General features: G+C 42.0%; 22 protein-coding genes. 20 read left to right on the top strand and 2 right to left on the bottom strand.

Features of this window, described 5'->3' with window-relative positions:
* Positions 1 to 150: 150 nt before the first annotated feature.
* The 8 genes from AC58PV_RS11450 (at position 151) to AC58PV_RS11485 (ending at position 9,711) form a co-directional block, all read left to right on the top strand.
* A complete protein-coding gene (locus AC58PV_RS11450; protein ID WP_497432357.1) occupies positions 151 to 1,899 on the top strand; it encodes a 2-oxoacid:acceptor oxidoreductase subunit alpha in 1,749 nt (582 codons plus the stop codon).
* Entirely contained in the window at positions 1,887 to 2,753 is an 867-nt protein-coding gene (locus AC58PV_RS11455) for a 2-oxoacid:ferredoxin oxidoreductase subunit beta (RefSeq protein WP_068662513.1), read from the top strand. Before AC58PV_RS11450 ends, AC58PV_RS11455 begins: the two co-directional genes overlap by 13 nt.
* Positions 2,754 to 2,849: 96 nt before the next feature.
* Positions 2,850 to 3,419, top strand: a complete 570-nt coding sequence (locus tag AC58PV_RS11460) for a phosphate propanoyltransferase (RefSeq protein WP_497432358.1) — start codon at positions 2,850 to 2,852, stop codon at positions 3,417 to 3,419.
* Positions 3,420 to 3,700: 281 nt separating this feature from the next.
* Complete coding sequence (locus tag AC58PV_RS11465) at positions 3,701 to 6,139, top strand: EAL domain-containing protein (protein WP_497432359.1); 2,439 nt, start codon at positions 3,701 to 3,703, stop codon at positions 6,137 to 6,139.
* Positions 6,140 to 6,287: 148 nt separating this feature from the next.
* Complete coding sequence (gene miaB, locus AC58PV_RS11470; RefSeq protein ID WP_497432360.1) at positions 6,288 to 7,874, top strand: tRNA (N6-isopentenyl adenosine(37)-C2)-methylthiotransferase MiaB; 1,587 nt, start codon at positions 6,288 to 6,290, stop codon at positions 7,872 to 7,874.
* 35 nt (positions 7,875 to 7,909) lie between these two features.
* On the top strand, positions 7,910 to 8,374 hold the full coding sequence (locus AC58PV_RS11475; protein ID WP_497432361.1) for a YlbF/YmcA family competence regulator: 465 nt from the start codon (positions 7,910 to 7,912) through the stop codon (positions 8,372 to 8,374).
* Positions 8,375 to 8,491: 117 nt separating this feature from the next.
* Positions 8,492 to 9,226 (top strand): phosphonate ABC transporter ATP-binding protein, encoded by a 735-nt coding sequence (locus AC58PV_RS11480; protein WP_497432362.1) that lies wholly within the window; start codon positions 8,492 to 8,494, stop codon positions 9,224 to 9,226.
* On the top strand, positions 9,223 to 9,711 hold the full coding sequence (locus tag AC58PV_RS11485; protein WP_497432363.1) for a low molecular weight protein-tyrosine-phosphatase: 489 nt from the start codon (positions 9,223 to 9,225) through the stop codon (positions 9,709 to 9,711). Before AC58PV_RS11480 ends, AC58PV_RS11485 begins: the two co-directional genes overlap by 4 nt.
* A 70-nt stretch (positions 9,712 to 9,781) precedes the next feature.
* On the opposite strand, the gene AC58PV_RS11490 is transcribed toward AC58PV_RS11485, so the two are convergent.
* Positions 9,782 to 11,029 (bottom strand): ATP-binding protein, encoded by a 1,248-nt coding sequence (locus tag AC58PV_RS11490; protein ID WP_497432364.1) that lies wholly within the window; start codon positions 11,027 to 11,029, stop codon positions 9,782 to 9,784.
* A 493-nt stretch (positions 11,030 to 11,522) separates the two neighbouring features.
* Between AC58PV_RS11490 and AC58PV_RS11495 the strand changes: the two genes are divergently transcribed.
* From AC58PV_RS11495 to AC58PV_RS11535, 9 genes are all read left to right on the top strand, one after another.
* The gene (locus tag AC58PV_RS11495; protein WP_497432365.1) at positions 11,523 to 12,533 is read left to right on the top strand and encodes a 2-oxoacid:acceptor oxidoreductase family protein; all 1,011 of its coding nucleotides are present in this window, start codon (positions 11,523 to 11,525) and stop codon (positions 12,531 to 12,533) included.
* 34 nt (positions 12,534 to 12,567) lie between these two features.
* Complete coding sequence (locus AC58PV_RS11500) at positions 12,568 to 14,871, top strand: thiamine pyrophosphate-dependent enzyme (RefSeq protein WP_497432366.1); 2,304 nt, start codon at positions 12,568 to 12,570, stop codon at positions 14,869 to 14,871.
* Between the two features lie 92 nt (positions 14,872 to 14,963).
* On the top strand, positions 14,964 to 15,260 hold the full coding sequence (locus tag AC58PV_RS11505; protein ID WP_497432367.1) for a hypothetical protein: 297 nt from the start codon (positions 14,964 to 14,966) through the stop codon (positions 15,258 to 15,260).
* A 140-nt stretch (positions 15,261 to 15,400) separates the two neighbouring features.
* The gene (locus tag AC58PV_RS11510; RefSeq protein ID WP_497432368.1) at positions 15,401 to 16,360 is read left to right on the top strand and encodes a C40 family peptidase; all 960 of its coding nucleotides are present in this window, start codon (positions 15,401 to 15,403) and stop codon (positions 16,358 to 16,360) included.
* 105 nt (positions 16,361 to 16,465) lie between these two features.
* Complete coding sequence (locus AC58PV_RS11515) at positions 16,466 to 17,059, top strand: ribonuclease H-like YkuK family protein (protein WP_497432369.1); 594 nt, start codon at positions 16,466 to 16,468, stop codon at positions 17,057 to 17,059.
* 161 nt (positions 17,060 to 17,220) lie between these two features.
* A complete protein-coding gene (locus tag AC58PV_RS11520) occupies positions 17,221 to 17,727 on the top strand; it encodes an ADP-heptose synthase (RefSeq protein WP_497432370.1) in 507 nt (168 codons plus the stop codon).
* Between the two features lie 24 nt (positions 17,728 to 17,751).
* A complete protein-coding gene (locus tag AC58PV_RS11525; RefSeq protein ID WP_497432371.1) occupies positions 17,752 to 18,780 on the top strand; it encodes a phosphotransferase in 1,029 nt (342 codons plus the stop codon).
* Positions 18,781 to 18,960: 180 nt separating this feature from the next.
* A complete protein-coding gene (gene mgrA, locus AC58PV_RS11530; protein ID WP_497432372.1) occupies positions 18,961 to 19,950 on the top strand; it encodes an L-glyceraldehyde 3-phosphate reductase in 990 nt (329 codons plus the stop codon).
* Positions 19,951 to 20,099: 149 nt separating this feature from the next.
* Positions 20,100 to 20,774 carry a YjgB family protein gene (locus AC58PV_RS11535; protein ID WP_497432373.1) on the top strand — a complete coding sequence of 225 codons (675 nt, stop codon included), beginning with the start codon at positions 20,100 to 20,102 and terminating at the stop codon, positions 20,772 to 20,774.
* A gap of 39 nt (positions 20,775 to 20,813) precedes the next feature.
* Here the strand turns inward: AC58PV_RS11535 and xerS are convergent, their stop codons facing one another.
* A complete protein-coding gene (xerS, locus tag AC58PV_RS11540) occupies positions 20,814 to 21,896 on the bottom strand; it encodes a tyrosine recombinase XerS (protein ID WP_497432374.1) in 1,083 nt (360 codons plus the stop codon).
* Positions 21,897 to 22,052: 156 nt separating this feature from the next.
* On the opposite strand from xerS, the gene sigV reads away from it, so the two are divergent.
* From sigV to AC58PV_RS11555, 3 genes are read left to right on the top strand one after another with little or no spacing between them, the layout of a single operon-like run.
* The gene (gene sigV / locus AC58PV_RS11545; RefSeq protein WP_497432375.1) at positions 22,053 to 22,562 is read left to right on the top strand and encodes an RNA polymerase sigma factor SigV; all 510 of its coding nucleotides are present in this window, start codon (positions 22,053 to 22,055) and stop codon (positions 22,560 to 22,562) included.
* Positions 22,563 to 22,564: 2 nt separating this feature from the next.
* Positions 22,565 to 23,452 carry an anti-sigma-V factor RsiV gene (gene rsiV, locus AC58PV_RS11550; protein ID WP_497432376.1) on the top strand — a complete coding sequence of 296 codons (888 nt, stop codon included), beginning with the start codon at positions 22,565 to 22,567 and terminating at the stop codon, positions 23,450 to 23,452.
* Positions 23,453 to 23,511: 59 nt separating this feature from the next.
* Entirely contained in the window at positions 23,512 to 23,754 is a 243-nt protein-coding gene (locus AC58PV_RS11555; RefSeq protein ID WP_497432377.1) for a hypothetical protein, read from the top strand.
* Positions 23,755 to 23,790 lie beyond the last annotated feature (36 nt).

A 23,790-nucleotide genomic window follows, 5' to 3' on the forward strand; every position in this document is an offset into this window, starting at 1 on the left:
GAAACGGTTAAACCCCTTGCAATTTACTCTGTAAAGGCATAGAATTTGGATGACAGTGAAAGAATTTTTTTATTGAAAATCTTATATTACTTAACAAACAGCTTATCAAATTTTCTTCACGCAGCTACAATTAAAAGGAGTGGACGTACGGTGATTAGTCAGTTATCTTGGAAAATCGGAGGTCAGCAGGGTGAAGGGGTCGAAAGTACAGACCGCATTTTCTCTACTGCATTGAACCGTCTCGGTTACTATTTGTATGGGTACCGTCATTTCTCTTCACGGATTAAGGGGGGACATACGAATAACAAGATCCGCATCAGCACCAAACCGATTCGCGCAATTTCAGACGACTTGGATATTCTTGTTGCTTTCGATCAAGAAAGTATCGATTTCAATGCACACGAGCTTCGCGACAACGGTGTTATCGTTGCGGACGCTAAATTCAACCCTGTTTTACCAGAAGGTATTAAAGCTAGATTGTTCCCAGTACCCATTACTGCAATTGCAGAGGAGTTAGGAACTTCCCTATTTAAGAACATGGCCGCGTCAGGCGCTTCGTGGGCTCTACTTGGCTTGCCGATTGACGTGTTTAATAAAGCTGTAGAAGAAGAATTTGGACGTAAGGGCGCAGCAGTTGTTGAGAAGAATATTGAAGCAGTTCGCAAAGGTGCAGAATCTGTCCTTGAACTAGCTGGCGGACCTATCGCTGACTTCCAACTTGAGCCTGCTGATGGTCAACAAAAATTGTTCATGATCGGAAATGATGCAATCGCACTTGGTGCTGTAGCAGCAGGTTGCCGTTTCATGCCGGCATATCCAATTACACCAGCTTCCGAAGTTATGGAGTATTTGCAAAAAGTACTTCCTAAATTGGGTGGAACGGTTATCCAAACGGAAGATGAAATTGCAGCATGCACTATGGCTATCGGTGCTAACTACGCAGGTGCTCGTGCCCTAACAGCTTCAGCAGGTCCTGGTTTGTCTCTTATGATGGAAGCTATTGGTCTTGCAGGAATGACCGAAACTCCAGTAGTAATCGTTGATACGCAACGTGGTGGTCCAAGTACAGGACTTCCTACTAAACAAGAGCAATCAGATTTGAATGCTATGGTGTACGGAACACACGGTGAAATCCCAAAAATCGTATTGTCCCCAAGCACGATTGAAGAGTGTTTCTATGATACGATTGAAGCCTTCAACCTTGCTGAGCAATACCAAGTACCTGTTATTCTAATGACAGATCTTCAACTTTCCCTAGGTAAACAATCCGCAGAAATGCTGGATTATAACCGAATTGTGATTGACCGCGGTGCACTTGTAAATGAAGCTCCTGAACAAGAGCCTAATCAATTGTTCAAACGTTATGAGTTCACGGAGAAAGGTGTTTCTCCTCGTGTAATCCCTGGTGTTAAACATGGTATTCACCATGTTACAGGCGTAGAGCATGATCAAACAGGTCGTCCATCGGAGAGCACGGAGAATCGCCAACGCATGATGGATAAACGTCTTGAGAAGTTGAAACACATTCAAGTTACAGATGCTATCAAATTTGATGCACCTCATGAGAATCCGGATCTTCTTATTATCGGTATGGGTTCCACGGGTGGAACTATTGATGAAGCAAGAAGCCGTGTTGAATTGGAAGGCATCAAAACCAACCACGCAACTGTGCGTTTGATTCATCCGTTCCCAGCTGACCAACTTCGCCCGCTAGTTGAAAAAGCGAAACAAGTTATCATTGTTGAAAACAATGCGACAGGTCAATTAGCTGATCAAATCAAATTGCATGTTGGTCATGCAGATAAAATCAAAAATGTACTTAAATATAACGGTAACCCATTCTTACCTGCAGAAATCGAACAAAAATGTAAGGAGTTGACTTTAGCATGGCAACATTAAAAGACTTTCGTAACAATGTAAAGCCTAACTGGTGTCCAGGATGCGGAGATTTCTCCGTACAAGCAGCGATTCAACGTGCTTCAGCTAACGTTGGGTTAGAGCCGGAAAACCTAGCAATCGTATCAGGTATCGGATGTTCTGGACGTATTTCTGGTTACATCAATGCATATGGATTCCACGGTATTCATGGTAGATCTTTGCCAATCGCTCAAGGTGTGAAAATGGCTAACCGCGATTTGACAGTTATCGCATCTGGTGGAGACGGAGACGGCTTTGCAATTGGTATGGGACATACAGTTCATGCTATTCGTCGTAACATTGATGTGACTTATATTGTCATGGATAACCAAATCTACGGTTTGACAAAAGGTCAAGCATCTCCGCGTAGTGCGGAAGGGTTCAAAACGAAAAGTGTACCATCAGGTACAATTGAAACAGCAATTTCGCCATTAGAAATTGCAATGGCTGCTGGTGCTTCTTTCGTAGCACAATCATTCTCCAGTAACTTGAAACAGTTGACAGCAGTAATTGAAGCTGGCTTGAATCACAAAGGATTCTCCTTGATTAACGTATTCAGCCCATGTGTTACTTTCAACAAAGTAAACACATATGACTGGTTCAAAGAGAATATCGTTGATTTGGATGAAATTCCAGACTACGATTACACAAACCGTGTGATGGCGATGACGAAGATCATGGAAACGAATTCCATGCTAACGGGTATCATCTACCAAAACAAAGACAAAAAGAGCTATGAAGATTCCATCCCTAACTTTGCTAAAGAAGGTCTAACGAAGCAAGATCTTAAGCTTTCCGAAGCTGACTTCAGCAAACTACTTACTGAGTTCAAATAATGATTTCTTAAAAAGGCATACGGTGAAATCCGTATGCCTTTTTTGCTAAGCGGTAATACTGATAACTATGACCCAAATGAGAGGAAGCGTACAGACATGCCCATGATTCCAATTGGTGTTTCAGCAAGACATATCCATCTTTCACAAGCGGATGTAGCTGCTCTATTCGGTGAAGGATATGAGTTATCCAACTTCAAGAATCTTTCGCAGCCAGGTCAATTCGCAGCGCAAGAAACCGTTGCTATCGTAGGGCCCAAAGGACAATTCGATAAGGTGCGAATTCTTGGGCCGATTCGTCCGCAAACGCAAATCGAAGTTTCACGCACAGATGCGTTCACATTGGGCATACATCCACCAGTACGCGAGTCTGGGAACATTGAGGGGACACCTGGATTGCGTGTTATTGGCCCTCAAGGGGAAGTTACCTTGGAACAAGGAGTAATTGTCGCGGCAAGGCATATTCACTTACATACATCTGATGCAAAGCAATGGGGAATTCAAGATAAGCAACTTCTACGAGTACATATGCGAGGCGAGAGACCATTAGTATTCGAAGATGTAATTGCCCGAGTATCAGACCAATTCGCGTTGGACATGCATATTGATACAGACGAAGGTAATGCAGCAGGTGTAAAAACGGGTGACAAAGTAGAACTTTTATTATAAAATTAACGACGTTAATTATTAGTTAGGTTAATTTAACATAAAAAGCATCCTTTACTAAGACGTATAAGGATGCTTTTTTGCGTATTTTTTCCATGAAAATTCGTTGCGATGTAAATAATTGCATTTTTCGAGTATATTCGACGTAAATGTATAGAGGCACTACGTAAATCATGGTAAAATGAATTCTAATAGATTCAAATAAAGATTACTTAGGCTTATCGATTTGATTCAATGGCTCCTGTCGATATCATTATCTTTGCCTTAAGTTAGGAGACATCACTGTGGAAACGATCTCTAGTACCTATCACATTCCTTTTGTCATTTTTTCAATTATAATTGCGATCATTGCATCTTTTGCTGCTTTGGATCTCGGAATAAGGATCCATAAAGCCAAAAGCTCAGCGAGGCAAGCCTGGCTAGCTGGTGGTGCATTTGCAATGGGTATGGGGATTTGGTCCATGCATTTTGTAGCGATGCTAGCGTTTCATTTACCAATTACGGTCACATATCAATTAAGTACGGTGATTTATTCCATCATCCCAGCGTTACTTGCGTCTTGGTTAGCTTTATATATCATAAGCAGGCCTATTATGCGTAAGCCGCATGTGTTCATTGGAGCTACTTTTATAGCTACTGGGATCGTATCGATGCATTACATTGGCATGGAAGCGATGGTGATGGGAGCAATGATTGAATATAATCCTTATCTATGGGCGCTCTCTGCAGTTATTGCCTACGTTGTCTCTTTAGTAGCACTACTGTTGTTGTTTGCGGTTAAACAGAATGCCAGCTCCCCGCGCATTATGTTACGAAAGATAGGAAGTTCGTTGGTCATGGGCGTCGCTATAAGTGGTATGCACTATACAGGCATGGCAGCTGCAACATTTAAACATGATCATGCGCACATCGCATCAGACCTCACATTTGACTCGCAATTGTTAGCTTATTTGATAAGTTTTGGAATTCTATTCATACTGGGGCTAGCTTTCATTAGTACATTCATTGATAAACGATTTGAATCACAGATGATGATGTCGGAGAAAAGGTTCCGTTCTGTTGTAGAATCAGCACATGATGCAATTATCCTAACTGATCATAATAGGACGATAATCTCTTGGAATAAAGGTGCACAACTCATTTTTGGCTATGAGGAACAAGAACTTATCGGTGAAAGATTACATCGCATATTCCCAGAGCGTTTCATAGAATCTCATAAAGAACGTTTGGAGAAATTCCTAGCCACCGCCACAGTTGATGCGAATGAGATTGGAATGACTTATGAATTACTAGGATTACGCAAAGATCAAACCGAGTTTCCGATGGAACTTTCACTTGCAGTTTGGAAAGAAGAAGATGGTATGTGTTTTAGTTGTATCATTCGAGACATCTCTGAAAGAAAAAGGACAGAGGAACGAATTAATCGGATGGTATATCGAGATCCTTTAACGGGTCTGCCTAATCGGCTTTTATTAAATGATCGTCTTGAGCTTGCTCTAGACCAAGCACATGAAAACCAACAAAGTATGGGAATCATGTTCATTGATTTGGATCGATTTAAATTTATTAATGACACGCTTGGCCATGCAATGGGAGATAAATTACTGATTGAAGTGGCTAAACGGTTCGAAGCATGTATAGGTAAAGGTGATACTGTTTCTCGCCAGGGTGGCGATGAATTTATTATCCTTTGGGCGCATACAACGACGGATGACATGATAAAAAATGCAAATAAAATTGTTCGTATTTTCTCACAATCATTTATCATCTTGGAACACGAGTTATTCGTTACTCCTTCCATTGGTATTAGTCTCTATCCATCTGATGGAAGCGATATAGAGACACTGATTAAAAATGCAGACACCGCGATGTATCGTGTGAAAGAACAAGGTAAAAATAATTTTCAGTTTTATACACCAGAGATGAACGAAGCAGTAACCAAAAAGATGCAGATGGAAATTGGTCTGCGCAAAGCATTAGAGCGAAACGAATTTAAAGTTTTCTATCAACCGCAGATTGATGTGAATACAGGTAAGATCACAGGGGCTGAAGCATTACTTCGTTGGCAGCATCCAGAGTGGGGACCGATATCACCAGCTGAATTTATTCCACTTGCAGAAGAAACGGGATTAATCATTCCGATTGGAGAATGGGTTCTAAACGAGGCTTGCCGTCAAAATAAAGAATGGCAGAATCAAGGATATTCACCATTTCGTATTGCTGTAAATATTTCGTCTAGACAATTTAAGCAAAGTAATTTGATTGATATGGTGAATAAAGCCTTAGATGAATCCGGATTAGAACACCAATATCTAGAACTTGAGCTAACGGAAAGTATTATTCAAGACTCCAAATATGCCATTGAGACGATGCATAAGTTAAAGGCTATGGGTATCTTTTTATCGATTGACGATTTTGGAACAGGCTATTCCTCATTGAATTATTTAAAGTTGTTTCCTATCGACAGCTTAAAGATTGACCAATCGTTTACGCGAAACATGTTTGAAGATGCGAAGGATGCTGCACTCGTACATACGATTATTTCAATGGCACATAACTTAGATTTGAAGGTCATCGCTGAAGGTGTGGAAACGAAGGAACAACTTCAATTTTTACTATTGAAAGAATGCAATGAAGCCCAAGGATATTTATTTAGTCGTCCATTACCTGCGCAAGAGATGACGGGTATCATTATGCAGCAATATTCATTCGGGAAACAATGATTTCAGAACCTTCTCTTTGGAGAAGGTTTTTCTCTTTCATCTGATATGGAAGCCAATATGGATATACAGGTATCTTTTGTGCTATAATTTGATATTGGGTTAATACAAGTTAGAGCTATATATATAGATAAAGGGAAGTGAATTCATCATGTCAAAGGAGAACCAAAATACATCGGACTTAAAATCCGACAAGGTTAAGGATTACTCCAAATACTTTGACTTCTCGGATGCGAAGGTGTTAAGCCAAGAAGAGGGCAAAACGACTTATCGAATTAAAGGTAGGAACATCCAAATAAATTCTGCACCGAATTACAGGGATGAGAAGCAACGTGGGAAAGAGGACATTCAGGTTCACTACGATTTTGCGATTCCAGAAGATATGCAGGAATTTGGTAAGGACAAGTTTTATTTAATCACGACTTATGGATGTCAGATGAATGAGCATGATACCGAAGTCATGAGAGGCCTTTTTGAGCAAATGGGCTATACGGCTACGGATGACAAACAGATCGCTGATGTGATCCTGTTGAATACGTGTGCGATACGTGAAAATGCCGAAGATAAGGTGTTCGGCGAACTTGGTCATTTGAAGACGTTGAAAGCGCAGAAGCCAGGACTTATTCTTGGTGTATGTGGTTGTATGTCGCAAGAAGAATCCGTGGTTAATCGCATTATGCAGAAACATGCTTTTGTCGATATGATTTTCGGGACACATAATATTCATCGCTTGCCTAGCCTTTTGAAAGATGCCTTCTTCAACAAAGAAATGGTTGTGGAGGTATGGTCAAAGGAAGGCGATATCGTAGAAAATCTCCCCAAAAAACGGGAAGGTATCCGTGCCTGGGTTAATATTATGTACGGTTGCGATAAGTTCTGTACCTACTGTATTGTTCCTTATACACGTGGTAAGGAGCGAAGCCGCAGACCGCAGGACGTTTTGGCAGAAGTCAGAGATTTGGCTCGTCAAGGCTTCCAAGAAATTACGCTACTTGGACAGAATGTCAATGCTTACGGCAAAGACTTTGAAGATATAACGTACACGTTCGCTGATCTGATGGACGATATTCGTAAGATTGATGTTCCACGTATTCGTTTTACAACGTCACATCCGCGAGATTTCGATGATCGTTTGATTGAGGTGTTAGGGAAACGTGGCAATCTCGTTGAGCATATCCATTTACCTGTACAAGCTGGTAATACAGATGTCTTAAAACGGATGAGTCGGAAGTACTCGAGAGATCATTATTTGCAACTTGCAGGTAAAATCAAGGCAACGATGCCAGATGTCGTATTAACGACAGATATAATCGTTGGCTTTCCTGGTGAGACCGATGAGCAATTTGAGGATACAATGACGCTGTATGAGGAAGTTGGATTTGATTTCGCGTTTACTTTCATCTATTCACCAAGAGTAGGGACGCCAGCAGCTGAGATGGAAGATAATGTGCCAATGGAAGTTAAGAAGCAGCGTTTATATAGGCTGAATGAGCTAGTAAATAAGCTGAGTAAAGACAGCAATGACCGCTTGCTTGATCAAACTGTCGAAGTGTTAGTAGAAGGTGAAAGCAAGAACAATACGGATGTGCTAGCTGGACGTACACGGACGAATAAGTTGATTCACTTCACTGGAAATCCTTCTTTGATTGGCCAAATGGTACATGTCAAAGTTACTCATGCACAAACTTGGATTTTGAAGGGCGAGATTGTACATAAACCTCTTCAATTGTCTGTATAAAATTACGAACAGGATAAATAGGAGCGTGTTAATAAATGTCCCATTGTGATCATGCACATGATGATAATCAACCTCATGCATTTAAAGTAGAGGAATTTACGAATACAGAAATGATCGTCCGCGAGGATATTCTGGCGAAAGCGAAGGAATTAGCTGCTTTGCTTACAACTTCTAATGAAGTTCAGTTCTATCAAAAAGCTGAAAAGCAAATTGCAACGAATCCGGATATTCAAGGTTTGATTAGTGCGATTAAGAAGAAGCAAAAAGAGATTGTTGCTTTTGAAACGTTCCAAAATAAGAAAATGGTGGAAAAAATTGAGGGTGAAATCGAAGTTCTACAGGATGAATTAGATGGCATTCCAATTGTAAATGAGTTTAAACAAACGCAAGAAGATATTAACTATCTGCTTCAATTGGTCATGTCAGTCGTTAGAGACACGATTTCTGATAAGATTAATGTTGAAGCTGGCGCGGCAGAAGCACCGACTTCATGCGATTAATTTGACCATGTAAATGTGAAGGAAATCGCCCTCAACAAGTAGTCCAATGGCCCTAGTTGAGCGGCGATTTACTATTTCAGATGAATGACCACTAGGCTTATGTGAAGGAGAGTAGTTATGCTGACAGTTCGAAATCTGAGTAAAGTATTCCCTCCGGATAATCAGGTCCTATCGCAAATCAGCTTTCAAGTTGATGCCGGAGAATTCATCGCGGTAATCGGTAGCAGCGGCAGTGGGAAAACAACGCTGCTTCGTTGTATTAGTCATCAAGAGAAATGGACAAGCGGTCAGCTCATATATAACTCGAATGATATAACGAAGCCAGGTCCGTGGGATCGTTTCAAATTGGGGAAGGATTTTGCATACCTGGAAGAGAAACCTTTTCTAAATCGGAATAAAAGCGCTGTCAAGAACGTATTGATGGGCAGGGTTTATCAAGCTCCACTTCGGATGGTTACAGGCTTATCGTCACGAAATGAGAAAATTGATAGCATGGACTTCTTGGAGAAAGTTGGTCTCTTGGATAAAGGAGAAAAGAAAGTTGGTCAGCTTAGTGGTGGAGAGCAGCAACGTGTTGCCATTGCCAAAGCTTTGATTCTTGGCCCTAAGGTGCTAGTCGCTGATGAGCCGGTATCTGGACTTGATCCGAAGTCTACCGAGTATATTTTGCAAGATTTGAAGTCGTTGTGCAAAGACCGGAATATGACTGTCATTGCAACACTACATAAAGTAGAACTTGCCGAACGATTTGCCACACGTATTTGGGGAGTGTCTGAAGGTAAGATTGTACTGGACATTCCAGCTAGACCGCTCACGTTAAATGAAAAAATGCTAGTATTTGGTCAAATATGATTAGGGTCTTATTCGTTTGTTTGGGCAATATTTGTCGGTCACCTATGGCGGAAGCGGTGTTTCGTCATCAAGTGAAGGAAGCTGAACTGGAAGATGTTATTGCAATTGATTCAGCGGGTACTGGGGATTGGCATATCGGTCATCCTCCACACCAAGGAACACGAGCTATTCTTGACCAGTATCAGATTGGTTATGAGGGCTTGAAAGCTAGACAAGTACGTCCAGATGATTTCAGTCGATTTACTTATATCATCGCTATGGATGAAAGTAATATCGTAAACCTGGCTGCATTTGCTCCAGCATTGACGGGGAATGAGAAGCACGCCTCGGTACATAAATTGTTGGATTTTTCTAGTAATCAAGCAATTAGTGAAGTCCCTGATCCCTATTACACGGGGAAATTTCAAGAAGTATATGAGATGGTTGAGGAAAGTTGTGCTCGGTTACTTACACATATTGTAGATCAACATGGACTGGTTAAGTAAGCGGCATACAACAAATCAAAGCAAGTTAACTAAGAGTTTATCTCTTGTCTAACTTGCTTTTTTGTTACAATTAATATTGTTGGAAAATAATTGAACATTGCGTTCCGCGATTGAGGGAGCTAGTGAATGAAATCTTGCCATTCATTTTCTTAATGAGACTCATGACTACAACAAGACCAAGTCCTGTGCCGTGTTGTTTCGTCGTGTAGAAAGGTTTACCCAAGGAGCTCAGCTGCTTCTCGGTCATGCCAACCCCCGTGTCAGTAATCGAGATCTGAACGGCGCTAGGATGTTTACAAGTACGTAACGACAGCTTTCCGCCATTAGGCATGGACTCAATGGCATTCTTAATGAGATTGAGTAAACATTGGCGCAACTTTTGTGACTCACCAAGAATATAAAGTGGAGTTTCACAGTCATGTAGAATATCAATAGTAATTTGAAAATCATTCGCAAAGGGAGTAATGAATCGAATGGTATGTTCTAATTCTTCTTTAATATCAAGTTGTTCCTTCATATCAAGCGAAGGCTTCGCATAGTTAAGGAAATCAGTCAATATTGTGATGGCTTGATCCACACCTGATAAGGCATGGTCAACATAACGTCTACGATCCAATGTAGTAAGATCTGATCTTGCGAGTAATTGTATAAATCCACGTGTGGACGTGAGAGGGTTGCGGATTTCATGTGAAACGGTAGCAGATAACTCAGCGAGCATTCGATTTTTCTCCAGATGAGTGATATGTGTCCGCTGTATCTCATATTTAGTAATAAAGTAAAGTAAAGTAATCATTATCCATAACGAGATAAAAGCAAGGGCTAAAACAAAGCCAGTGTATAAGGAAAATGGGTCTAAGGCATACGGAGCAAGCGGTGCATACAATAATTCATAAATGATGAGGATGCCAGATGCATACAGAAGTTTCACTTTCAAATTTGCGTTAGTTACACGATGGCGAACTAGAATTCCTAACATTAATAAGAATGTGCTGCTTAGAAGCGCTGGCTCCCAATAGTAATTCAGCACGAACATACATCCAATATTAAATATGATCCATGTCATGATAGAAGGCGCAATGCCAACACCAAGCGTCACAAAAAGCAAACAGACCGGGACTAATTGCAAGGAATAAATTAAGGGATCAATATCGCCAAAGTTCCAGTATAGGAAGATGAAGCTTCCTAGAATTAAAGAGAAGAAGAGATTTAAATGTTGTTCTTTATGTATGAAACGAGGAGCAAGAATGAGGTGGAGTAGTGCAGCGCTCATGATGTAGAAAAGGTTTTGGAGTTCATTAGCAATAATGAAATGAAGCAATTCTATGCATCCTTTCCATAATTCGACAATCTGGCAATTATTTCTACATTATCTCACAAATGACGTATGAATCAAGAGAAATAGCTCATTTGGAATGCTAAAGATTTCATAAAGACTTATGGTCAATGATGTATAAACCGCTGTATAATAAAGAAAACAATACTTGCAAACGTTTACAATATTGAGGGATTTGAAGCCGAGGAGAGATGTGAATGCGGTTGTGCTCACAGGTGTGCGGTGTTGTGTTTAATCCGATTGAAGACGATTATGTAGACGTTTGTGAAGATTGTGAAGAGAGGCAGGATGACATTGAAATAGAAAGGGGATCGCTTAGTTTTTATTTGGGAAAATGCGGTTTAATCATGGATTACTTGCTTTAAATAGTCCGTTCAAAAAAAGGTTGATTACCAGCCATTTCTTGTTACAATGATAGTAGATTTATTATTCACACTATTCACTCTATATGCAGTTCATTTTTGAAAGGAGACCAAGCATGGTAACTTTACCTAAATTGAACGATCTCGGATTTTTCGAGATAAGACTGGAATCCATCGGCGGTCTAGGCGCTAATCTGGCAGGTAAGATGTTAGCTGAAGCAGGAGTCGTTGGTGTTGGTTTGAACGGTGTCAGTTTTTCATCCTACGGGTCTGAGAAGAAAGGATCGGCAGTAAAAGCACATATTCGATTTTGTGACATGGATACGAAGATTCGGGATACATCGCCCGTTGAACGACCGCATGTTGTAGGTGTTTTTCATGAGTCTCTTTCCAAAACTGTAAACGTTATCAGTGGCATCTATGAGGATAGTACCGTGTTAGTAAATTCAACGAAAACGCCTGATGAATTGAAGGAGAAGATGAAGCTCAGAGGAGGAACGATTGCGGTTATTGATGCAATTGGTATCTCGCTCGAGGAAAAGAATCGTGTCAATATGGCTATGTTAGGAGCTATGTTCCGATTGTGTGATTTTCTAGATCCGGATGTTATGCGAGGCGTTATTAGAAAATCTTTAGAGAAGAAATACCCGCTTGCTGTTGCACCCGCATTACGCACATTTGATCGTGGATTTAATGAAGTTGTTTTCCAAACGTATGCGCTTCCAGAAGGCGAATCTATGCCAGACTTTGTGCGGTATGATACACCCGTTCTGGGCTATGCTACACAGCCTATCGGGGGCGTTGTTACGAATCCTGGCAACAGTATTCTCAAAGATTTGAGTATATCCCGTGCTGGGATGATGCCGCATTTTCACGAAGATTCCTGTATTCATTGTGCATCTTGTGATAATGTATGTCCCGACTTTTGTTTTGTATGGGATGAGCTTCCTGATAAGAAAGGCCGTCCCCAGATGTTCCTGCAAGGCATAGACTATCAATACTGTAAAGGTTGCCTTAAATGTGTACAAGCTTGTCCAACCGATGCGCTCTCCAGTGAGCGTGAAGAAGATAGTTATGCGGATCAGAATCGCATGCCTCATCGATTCAATCTAGCTATAAACTCTTAGAGAGTATTTATGGGAGAAGGGTGGAACTACACGCATGGCCATTGATATCAAGCAGGAATTAGGGCTAGCCAAAGTCGAACAGCGCATCGTATACGAATCAGGGAATGAGATGGCTGCTTATGCGGCGCATCAAATTAATTATCATATTATGGGGTACTTTCCGATTTCACCATCGACAGAAGTAGCTCAATTTCTAGATCTCATGAAGTCTAATGGACAACATGATATTGTCTTAATTCCTGCCGACGGTGAGCATGGTTCAGCAGGTATATGTTATGGTGCATCAACTGCTGGCGGCCGCGTATTTAACGCGACAAGCGCCAACGGTTATTTGTATATGTTGGAGCAAATGCCGGTGCAATCGGGGACGCGGTTTCCGATGGTGCTGAATTTGGTATGTCGTAGTGTATCTGGACCTTTGAATATTCACGGCGATCATTCAGATCTCTACTACGCGCTGAATACGGGATGGCCGATTGTCATGTGTCGTGACCCGCAAGCTGTGTATGATATGAATATTATGGCGCTGAAATTAGCAGAGGATCCTGAGGTGCGTTTGCCAGTTATGGTCGCGTCCGATGGTTATTTCACCTCTCACCAAAAGCGCAGAGTGCAAACCTTCGCACATCGGGCTGATGTGCAGGCATTCGTAGGTGAGAAGCCACAGGGCTTCCCTGATACCTTGGATCGGAACAATCCAATTACTGTCGGTCCTTATATGAATGAGCCGGATTACATTAATAATTGTTATCAACAGTCTGTAGCGATGTACAATGCCGAAGGTGTATATGACCGCATTCGGCAGGAATATGCCGATTTGACAGGTCGTGATTACCCGATTCTTGAATTATATCGGATGGAGGACGCGGAAGTCGCGGTATTCCTGATGAATTCGGCCTCCGAAATCATCAAGGATGTCGTCGACCAGCTCCGCGAGAAGGGCATTAAAGCAGGTTCGATCGCACCGAACCTGATCCGACCTTTCCCAGCGCAGCGAATCGCTGAAGCGCTGAAGCATGTCAAAGCGATCACGGTTGGCGATCGCGCGGACTCTTATGGCGGACATGGCGGCAACATGGTCAATGAAATTAAAGCGGCCTTGTTCACACATGGGAACAAGGACACGCTTGTCATAAGCCGAATCTATGGCTTAGGTGGTAAAGACTTTTATGCCGAGGATGGGCATAATTTGTTCCAATTCGCCATTGATGCGATGGAGAGCGGCAAGGTTGACGTGCCTTTCGATTACTACGGCCATACGCCGGGGGATCCTTCGAAAGCACCGAAGCGGGTATTGACGCCAATGAAGTATGAAGATCTGAAGACGGGCCTCATCACGGTTACACCAGATGAGAATACGGGGAAATTAAATGTACGCATACCGCCACTGCGTTCCTTGACGAAAAAGCCGAAGCGGATTGCGCCAGGCCATGGTGCTTGTCCTGGCTGCGGAATTTTCTCAGGACTCGAACTGTTTTTCAAAGGTATAGAGGGCGATATTGTTTCTATTTTCCATACAGGTTGTGCAATGGTTGTAACAACGGGGTATCCATACTCCGCACATAAAGCGACTTACATCCACAATTTGTTCCAGAATGGAGCAGCAACGCTGTCAGGCGTTGTGGAGATGTTCTGGGAGCGGAAGCGTCGCGGTGAACTCGATCACTTAGGTTTGAAAGACGACTTTACCTTCGTCATGATTACGGGCGATGGCGGTATGGATATCGGAATGGGGCCAGCGATCGGTGCTGCTCTTCGAAATCATAAAATGATTATTCTTGAGTACGATAATGAAGGTTACATGAACACAGGTGCACAGTTGTCGTATTCAACGCCAATGGGTCATCGGACTTCGACTTCCAATGTAGGGAAGCATCAAGGTGGTAAGGTCTTCCATCATAAGGACACTGCGCAAATTATGGCTGCGACGCATATTCCGTATGTCTTTACGGGTTCTGAAGCGTATCCGCAGGATCTGGTCAAGAAAGCGGCGAAGGCACAATGGTATGCGCAACATGAGGGGCTAGTGTATGGCAAGATTCTTATTGCTTGTCCATTGAATTGGCTCTCTGATGACCAAGAGGGTTCCAACATCGTTGGTGCTGCAGTAGATTCTTGTTTCTTCCCGCTCTATGAAGTGGAGCATGGCGTAACTTCGATTACCTATAATCCAGAGGATAAGAGTAAGAAGATTCCACTATCGGATTGGTTGAAAACGATGGGGAAAACGAAACATCTTACGAAGCCTGAGTATGAGGGTTCACTGAAATCGTTCGAGACCGAAGTTGAACGCCGGTGGAATATGTTGAAAGCGAAGCATGAGAACGCGTATTTATAAGTTGATGTAATTAAGAACGGAGACGATTGAGTACGAATGAAGGCCCATTCCCATCATGGCGAATGGGCCTTCGCATTAGGAGGTGAAGGAAGTTGCCCTATGTGCTACAGCAGAAAGAGTCCGGTCAGATTTATACGACTACGCTCGTTAACCAGTATGGACTCACATACTACGGTGTAAAATTCTGGCATGAGCTAGAGGACGCGAATGAGCACGCTTTAGCCTTTTTAGAATCGCAAGCCGTTCCGGATCTCAGCAGTTGGCAGGTTATAGAATTGGAAGAGAATGAGATGAAAATTGGGAATGTTAAACTCAAAAATTCCCCGCAGTGGCGCCTGTTTTGGTCATCTTTAACGCGCAAAGCAGAAGTGCAAAAATTGGAAAATTAAACCTACCCGTCAATAGGCTAATCGCCACGCATGGAATGACAATAATCGCTACCATTCACCTATATTCGCGTATGACCCCCTCAAACTATAATAAGGATACGGAAGAAATTTTTAACATCAAGAAGGTGGAGGATAAGACGATGAATAAGTTGACTATGGTGATTGCGGTATTGTTAGTATCCTTCATGGCTTTACTTCCCAAAGAAACACACGCTGATGAGAAGGTCGTGACTAAAGCTCAAATCGTTGCAGGTGTAAGCTTTCGAGATCAAGCTAGCACGTCAAGTAATGTCATACGCATGTTGAAAACAGGCGAAGTGGTCACGGTAACGGATTATACGACAACGAACTGGTTCCAAATTAAAGATGCGCAAGGTGTAAGAGGATATGTGTCAACAAACAGTAAGTACATAACGATCGTAAGTAATGCTCAAATCTTGTATGGTGTTAATTTCCGTACCTTACCATCTTCAGATGCTAGCTCAGGATCCAAAGTTATCCGAATGTTGGCCAAAGGCGAGGAAGTTCTGGTCACCGATAAAGTGAATGATAGCTGGTACAAAGTGAAAGATGCTGACGGTGTCAGTGGTTATGTGAGCACTAGTTCCAAATACATAACGGCAGACTTCACCGTATTGAAGCCAAATATGCCTGTTGCCGATGAGATCGAAGCTGTGATTGAAGCGGGACAAGCATACCTGGGGACTCCATATGAATTCGGCTCAACACGTAACGATCCTACGACGTTTGATTGCTCAGACTTTGTGCAAACGATGTTCTGGGATGCGCTTCGACTGTCCTTGCCAAGTGATTCTGCTGCGCAAGGCGGCTATGTGAGATCTTTGGGGTCGATTGTAATGGATTGGACGAAGTTAAAGCGTGGAGATCTCTTATTTTTCAGCAGCTACAAAGGATCTAAAGCATCGGATTACGATGGCATTAATGTCTTGACAGAGCCAATCACACATGTTGGCTTATACTTAGGCAATGGTCAAATGTTACATACGTATTCCGTTGAATCAGGCGGTGTTCGTGTGGATACGATTGATGGCAAGCAATGGGAAAATCGATATTTGTACGGCGGTTCTGTTTTAAAATAAGTTGATGGTTCGAACAGGCAAGGTTTGCCATATACTATAGAAGAGGCGAGTGCTGCCCCAGCATCCGCCTCTTTATAGTATATGGAGAAAGGGAGAGCCTTGTCTGTGAAACCTTCGACGATGAACCAACCATTGGAATTTAGGAACCGGGCGGAAAGAGGACTTAACCTGGATACCGTGCACGAGCGTATTCTCCATTTCATGCGTCTTGACCCTGTGGCGACCTATAAATTTATTATAGGGACGGATTGTCAGGTACACACAGGTCATACGAAATTTATTACTGGTGTAGTGATCCAGCGGCTAGGGAAAGGAGCGTGGGCTTGTTATCGTCAAGTCATCGTACCGCGAGCGCTTCACTCAATCAAAGAAAAACTTTCGATGGAAACAACGTTAAGTGAAGAGATTGCGATGTATTTTGACGAAAACAAACGATTAGATATGGAAAATATCATTCTTCCTCATCTGTATCAAGGTGCCACTTTCGAAATGTATATTCATATTGATGCAGGGGATGACGAGAATAGAAATCGGACGGCCAAATTCGTCCAAGAAATGGTGCAAAGAGTGGAGACTGTTGGTATGGTTCCTGTCATTAAACCTGATTGTTATGTGGCATCTGCTTATGCGAATCGCTTCTCGAAGAAACCATATCGCCCTCAGTATGAAGACAATGAGGTGTTCGATGGCAGTTTATAAGGAGAATCTTAAACCGTTAGCTCGAATGGTCAAAGTGATCTTGGGAGTTAACGGTTTTGTTTTAAGGTAAAGGTAAGGTATGTTTCTAGTATAAAAAAGGGTTTCTGAGTATGTTTAGCGAAATATTGCTGAATTAAGATTGTAGCATTAGGGGGGACACCATGAGCAAAACGTTTATTATCGAAGCTGTGATGTTAGCCGTGCATGGTCAGCTCATGCTGCCATCTAAGCCTGTGACTTATCTAATTCCGTATACGACCATTCAAGAACTTTACGAACTGCATAGTAGTCCCGAACCCATCATGCTTGAAACGGAGGATGATGGATTCGTCAAACAAATGATTGGCGAGCTGATTGCTTTCTTCGAAGAATCATTTAATAAGAAAAAAATTGAAAAAGCCTTGTCCATGCCTTGGGGCAAAAGTCCTCCGTTACCTATTAATGAACATGTAATCTTGCAGATTGTTTTTGCAATAGATAATGAAGCTTATGGGGATCAGTTTGACCCGATTGAAACAGAATTAATCTTGACTGCAATTAAGGAGAAAGCTGAACTATTGACGGATCAATTCGATTTTATTGAGCGTTTAGTGGAATTTGCTATCCCAGTGGAAGCTTTCGATGTCGAGGATTTTGAATTCGCGGTAGAAGGCGATAATCAAGTTTAATATGAGGAGTTGAGTCAGGGTATTATGCGAGTCATTGAAAAAGAGGAACAATTAGCATTACTCCCAGCTAATTGGTTCCCCACCCAAACATGGACGCTTCGTGTTGGTGCAGGCGGGATGAATAATACAACACGATTCGTCGAGGTAAATGAACGTACATATGTTCTGAGACTGTATGAAACGCATCGTGACCGTAGCAAAATTAATTTTGAGCATAGCATACTTCTTCGTTTGGCTGACATGAAAGAGGAGCTTCCCTTTGAAATTCCAATGCCGCTAGAGCTGCCAAATGGGGAGACTGTGGTTACATTAGGGAATGAGGATGATGGGAAGCTTGCTGCATTATTTACATTTACAGATGGACATAATCCAATTGAATTAAGTTTACATCAGCTGAAAGAGATGGGGAAAGCAGCAGGGCAACTCTCTGCATCCTTAGCCAAGATTGCAATTGCACATAAACCGGAGTACGCTCCTTATTATGAAATTGAACATATTCATCCTAGCTGCAACCCAGATGCGATTCGGGCGTTTTCGCTGCAACCACCAGAACCTTTCATCGCACAGCAGGACGAACTTGCTTATATATTTGATCGTTATATGGCTTTGTACAGTGCGATCCCCCACATTAGACAATTACCTCATCAACTTGTTCATGGTGATATTAATGGTTCCAATATGCTAGTTGATGACGATGGTCGTTTCGTTGCCATTCTGGATTTTGAATTTGTAACGATCGATGCAAGGGTAATGGAACTTGCGGTCTGCTTATCGGATTTGATTGATCCGACGCTTGCTGAGGAAAGACTAAGAAAGAATAGCCAAGTATTCTATGAAGGTTACCGTCAATTTGTCCAGTTAACACAGGAAGAAATTACAATGTTACCCTTGCTAATTGAACTTCGTAGATTAGATGTCTTCATACATTTCCTTGGTCGATACTTGGACGGCGTGGACCCACAAGGAGTGCTGGTTGATATTATTGGCAATACCTATGAGAAAACGAAATGGCTCGAAGAGCATAATTCGTTACTACGATTTGACCTAAATTAATCCCAAAAACGTGCCATACTAACCTTAAGGTTAGTAAGACACGTTTTTTTCAGTTCTTTTTTTGTCGAGAAGCTTGAACTATACTGGTACATAGGAAGCAGGAAAGATGTGAAAACTTTAGTGAATACATACAATTCCTGCCTAATAACGAAGGTTTTAGAATGATGAAGGAGGACAATCATGGTCTATCAAGCAAGTTCAACTCGCTATGCAGAAATGAAATATAATCGTACAGGGAAATCGGGGCTTAAGCTGCCAGCTATATCACTTGGCATGTGGCATAATTTCGGAGGGTTAGATTACCATGAGAACGGAAGAGCCATGCTGCTTCGTTCATTTGATTTGGGTATTACACACTTCGACTTAGCGAATAACTATGGACCGCCGCCAGGTTCTGCAGAAGAGTTAATGGGACGTGTGCTGAAAAGTGATCTCGCGGCTTATCGTGATGAAATTATCATTTCGACAAAAGCGGGCTACCACATGTGGGAAGGGCCTTATGGTGAGTGGGGCTCCAAGAAATACTTGGTCTCTAGCTTAGATCAAAGTTTGAAAAGAATGGGCCTAGAGTATGTCGATATTTTCTACTCCCATCGTCCAGATCCGAACACACCGTTTGAAGAAACAATGGCAGCATTGGATCTTATCGTCCGTCAAGGTAAGGCGCTCTATGTTGGACTTTCCAACTATTCAGCGGAGCAAACGCAAGAAGCGGCATCCATTCTCAAAGGATTGGGAACACCTCTTCTTATTCACCAGCCTTCCTATAGCATGATGAACCGCTGGATCGAAGAAGGATTACAGGATATATTGGATGATTTCGGTGCAGGCAGTATCGCATTCTGTCCGCTCGCTCAAGGCTTGCTTACGAATAAATATCTGAACGGAATCCCAGCGGATTCAAGAGCTGGCGGAAAGAGCCAATTTTTGAAAGAGAAAGATATTACAGAAGAGAAGCTTAACCAAATTATTCAATTGAATGAGTTGGCGAACGCTCGTGGTCAAAGTTTAGCACAGATGTCGCTAGCTTGGGTGCTTCGCGGCGAACGTGTTACATCAGCTTTGATTGGCGCAAGCCGCGTGTCACAAATTGAAGAGAATGTTGCTGCGCTCAAAAATCTGGAATTTACAGCAGATGAATTAGCAGCAATTGAGAAAATTCTGAAGTAAATTTGCCGTTTCGACGGATGATTAGGGATGGAACCAAACAAACCATAGGGAATTATTCCCTATGGTTTGTTTTATTTCGTGAGTTGCAACTTTTCTTGTCAGTACTTCGTTAGTAAACTGTAACTAAATCGATTAAAGGAGATTTTACGATGCAAACATACAAGAGAAAAACTACGATATATACACTGATTTTGTCGACAATGCTTCTAGCATCGGCATGTTCTTCAACACAAGAGCCGGCGTCCAATACGACGGCTCCAAGTCCGAGCTCGTTACCATCGGCTACACCTACATCAACTGCAGTTGCTAGCCCCACTGCAAGTCCTACTGCGAGCCCTTCAGCAGCACCATCTTCTTCGCCGGCAGCATCGTCTTCTACCAGTGCTAGTACGGTGTCTAAGCAAGTAAAAGATATGTTTGAGCTTGCCAAATCAGGTAAAGTTGACGGCATTCCATTTGCGGCCAATACTAATCTAACTGATGATGTCGAGAAATCGTGGGGGAAGGCCGATAAGACAGAATCAGCAGGAAGCGGCATATATGCAACCTATTCGAAGAAGAATGCTGTGATTGGTTTTAATAAAGGAAGTCAAATCATAGATCTTCGGTCGAATGATCCCAAATTGCACACGCTGACGTTAAGCCAGATTGAACAAGCCTTAGGTAAACCAACTGATACCAAAGTCAATGGTGATGATACCATTTATATTTATAAAGCTTCACAAGAATTTCAACTTAAATTTATTATTCCCAAATCCACTGGAAAAGTAGATCATATATCCGTATTCGATACCATTCATTCCATCAATAATATGGCAGGCTAATTTACACAAGTACAGTGAGTGTAGGAGAGATAAACAACTCTAAGCATCTGCACGCTTGTCAATTGCTTCAGACATCGTACGATCCGTGAGATGCGCATAAATTTGCGTAGTCTCAGGAGAGGCATGGCCGAGCTGTTCTTGCGTTTTGTATAAGTCATTCTGTAAATAATAATCTGTGGCGAAAGAATGCCTCAGCTTATGTACAGATAAGTAGGGTTTGCCAAACCGCTTCGCGTATTTGATCACTAGTTCTTGAATGGCTCGTTTCGTCATACGATCGCCTTCTTTTTTGCCATTGGCTATGGCAACGAAGAGGGCTTTTTCTTTTTTGGCTGGCTTATATCGGGACGAGCGAATATTTAGATAGTCCGTGATGGCCTGAATGGCATCTAGACGGAAATAAACGGGCGTTTTGAACGTATCGTCATTCTTACCTTTGCGGTATACATGGACAAGCTTTAATTTCATATCGATATCATCGACATTTAGGTTAAACACTTCAGATACACGAAGACCCGAATTCAGGATGAGGGTCACAATACAAGCATCCCTGATTTTATTTAACTCATAAGCATATAGTGCTTGTTTATTCGTTGCGACATCATGTTCATAACCTTCCTTGACATAAGCTATGAACTCGGCAATTTCTTCTTCTTGCAGCAACTTCCCTTCGAGCTTTGCTGCGCTATCTTTGGCTTTGTGCGCACGTTTAATCTCAACCTTGGCCATCACATTCCGTTTGAGCAGCGGGTAGAAATTATCATCTTCAGCAATTTGGCTTAAATAGTGAAATAAGGATCGAAGCGCTGATAATTTGCGGTTAATCGTAGTTTTTCCATTAGCTTGTGCTTTACGAGTCGCAAGGAACATGCGAAAATTATTCACGCTGTCCATATGTAATCGCTCTAAGTCCTCTAGGGGAACTTGATTCATTGCTGTCGCAGTGCTAAGTCCTTCGGCTAGAAGCCACGAGAGGAAAATTTCATAATCACGTACATATTCAAGCAGTGATGAAGGAGACAGATCAGGAAGCTTATAATTAATAAATTTCTCAATATACCAAGGCATCGAAGGGACACGTCGATCTAACTCATGGCGGTCTTTGACTTTAATTATATTCATGGCGGTTCACCTCACAAGCGTCTTGGTGTTAGTATACCAGTGGTTTCCCGAAAATGGTAGGCATCCCAATCAAACTATTTGGCACCCTGTATCGTCTTAGCTACAACATGATTCAATTCTGATTAACCGCGCGGTAAAAGGAGCGTCATCACCGATATGACTACGAATAGGAAGCTAGAAACTGAACTTATTTCTTGTATTACTGAACATAAGGAGAACGTATATCGTCTTGCCTACAGTTATGTGAAAAATCAAGAGGATGCACTCGATATCGTGCAGGAAGCCATCCAGAAAGCTTTTGCAGCCTCAGATTCATTGAAAAGCCAGGTGGCCATTAAAAGCTGGTTTTACCGGATTGTCGTCAATACGTCATTAGATTTCTTGCGTAAACACAAGAAGCTTACTGTTATGGATGATGTAACGATGGAGGCGATAACGCCTGGCAGTGAAGATGCCTACACGAATATTGACTTAGAGAGAGCGTTAGAGGATTTACCGACCATATATCGTTCTGTGATTACGCTTCGCTATTTTGAAGATTTGAAGATCGATGAAATTGCAGATGTGTTAAAAGAAAATTCGAGTACGATTAAGACAAGGCTGTACCAAGCACTTAAGCTTCTACGGATTAAAATGAACGATGATACGCTTGTGGAGGTTAATTAACCATGGACGAGAAGTTAGAACAAATGAAACAAACTTATATGGACATACCTATTCCTGCAGAACTCGATTTCATAGTCAATCAAGCGATCAAGCAACATAGTAAAAAGCCGAGGAAGCATTTGAAATGGTCATCCGTAGCTGCCGCGGCAGCAGTTATTATATTTGTTGCGGGACTTAATACGAGTCCAGCATTCGCAGGGTCGTTAGCGGATGTGCCTGTCGTTGGCAAACTGATCCAAGTCCTCACCTTTCGAGAATATCAGTTCGATGATGGTGCAAATAAGGCAAAAGTTGAAGTGCCGATCATCACTAATTTGGATAATAAAGCATTAGAGGAGTCCCTGAATACGAAATACTTGGACGAAAGTAAGAAACTGTACACTGATTTCATGAAAGATCTTGAAAAGTTGAAAGAGAGTGGATTCGAAGGGCACCTTGGCGTAGATAGTGGCTATGTTGTTAAAACTGACAATGACCAAATCTTCGCTGTAGGCAGATATGTTGTGAACACGGCTGCATCGTCGTCAACAACTTTTCAGTATGACACGATTGATAAGAAGAATCAGTTACTAATCACGCTACCGAGCTTATTTAAAGATGAAGGATATATTCAAGTGATTAGTGACTATCTGAAGGCACAAATGATTCAACGAATGAAGGAGGATCCTTCCAAAGTGTACTGGGTGGATGGCGTTCCGAACGAGGTGAACTTTTACTTCAAATCGATTAAGAAGAATCAAAGTTTCTACATCAATAAGGATGGCAAGCTTGTTATTGTGTTTCAAAAATATGAGATTACGCCAGGCTACATGGGGACACCGGAATTCATCATACCGACGAATCTTTTAGCTGAACAATTAAGTACACATGCTTACCTTTTGCCCGAATAAAATTGAACTTCATTGCCTACATTAATTGGGTATGCAAAACATCAGCTGGGGGTATTGCCATGCCGCAACAAAAGGAACTGGGATTAGCGCAAATCAAAGATGTTGCCCAAAAAGCAGAGCAAGCTGCTGAACAAACTTTGCAAGTTGCTCAGCAAATTTATTCGCAAGCTACAGCAGCGGCACTCTCGGAGGCCGAACAGCAAGTAGAGGAACTTCAAAATCAAATCAAACAAGCGCAGCAGAAGACGGAAGATTTGAAACAGGAAATGAAATCTCAGAGTGAGTCACAATCTCAATCATAGTAATAAGTCTGCTTGAAGCTAGAACTAGGCCCCACT

The sequence above is a fragment of the Paenibacillus sp. J22FR83 genome (assembly GCF_059691955.1).

What these genes read in the sequence shown, in the direction of transcription:
- miaB (WP_497432360.1), top strand. Translation starts at nt 6,288, where the DNA reads ATGTCAAAGGAGAACCAAAATACATCGGACTTAAAATCCGACAAGGTT.
- rsiV (WP_497432376.1), top strand. Translation starts at nt 22,565, where the DNA reads ATGGACGAGAAGTTAGAACAAATGAAACAAACTTATATGGACATACCT.
- AC58PV_RS11500 (WP_497432366.1), top strand. Translation starts at nt 12,568, where the DNA reads ATGGCCATTGATATCAAGCAGGAATTAGGGCTAGCCAAAGTCGAACAG.
- AC58PV_RS11485 (WP_497432363.1), top strand. Translation starts at nt 9,223, where the DNA reads ATGATTAGGGTCTTATTCGTTTGTTTGGGCAATATTTGTCGGTCACCT.
- AC58PV_RS11495 (WP_497432365.1), top strand. Translation starts at nt 11,523, where the DNA reads ATGGTAACTTTACCTAAATTGAACGATCTCGGATTTTTCGAGATAAGA.
- AC58PV_RS11555 (WP_497432377.1), top strand. Translation starts at nt 23,512, where the DNA reads ATGCCGCAACAAAAGGAACTGGGATTAGCGCAAATCAAAGATGTTGCC.
- AC58PV_RS11460 (WP_497432358.1), top strand. Translation starts at nt 2,850, where the DNA reads ATGCCCATGATTCCAATTGGTGTTTCAGCAAGACATATCCATCTTTCA.
- mgrA (WP_497432372.1), top strand. Translation starts at nt 18,961, where the DNA reads ATGGTCTATCAAGCAAGTTCAACTCGCTATGCAGAAATGAAATATAAT.
- AC58PV_RS11520 (WP_497432370.1), top strand. Translation starts at nt 17,221, where the DNA reads ATGAGCAAAACGTTTATTATCGAAGCTGTGATGTTAGCCGTGCATGGT.
- AC58PV_RS11480 (WP_497432362.1), top strand. Translation starts at nt 8,492, where the DNA reads ATGCTGACAGTTCGAAATCTGAGTAAAGTATTCCCTCCGGATAATCAG.
- sigV (WP_497432375.1), top strand. Translation starts at nt 22,053, where the DNA reads ATGACTACGAATAGGAAGCTAGAAACTGAACTTATTTCTTGTATTACT.
- AC58PV_RS11510 (WP_497432368.1), top strand. Translation starts at nt 15,401, where the DNA reads ATGAATAAGTTGACTATGGTGATTGCGGTATTGTTAGTATCCTTCATG.
- AC58PV_RS11475 (WP_497432361.1), top strand. Translation starts at nt 7,910, where the DNA reads ATGTCCCATTGTGATCATGCACATGATGATAATCAACCTCATGCATTT.
- xerS (WP_497432374.1), bottom strand. Translation starts at nt 21,896, where the DNA reads ATGAATATAATTAAAGTCAAAGACCGCCATGAGTTAGATCGACGTGTC.
- AC58PV_RS11535 (WP_497432373.1), top strand. Translation starts at nt 20,100, where the DNA reads ATGCAAACATACAAGAGAAAAACTACGATATATACACTGATTTTGTCG.
- AC58PV_RS11525 (WP_497432371.1), top strand. Translation starts at nt 17,752, where the DNA reads ATGCGAGTCATTGAAAAAGAGGAACAATTAGCATTACTCCCAGCTAAT.
- AC58PV_RS11455 (WP_068662513.1), top strand. Translation starts at nt 1,887, where the DNA reads ATGGCAACATTAAAAGACTTTCGTAACAATGTAAAGCCTAACTGGTGT.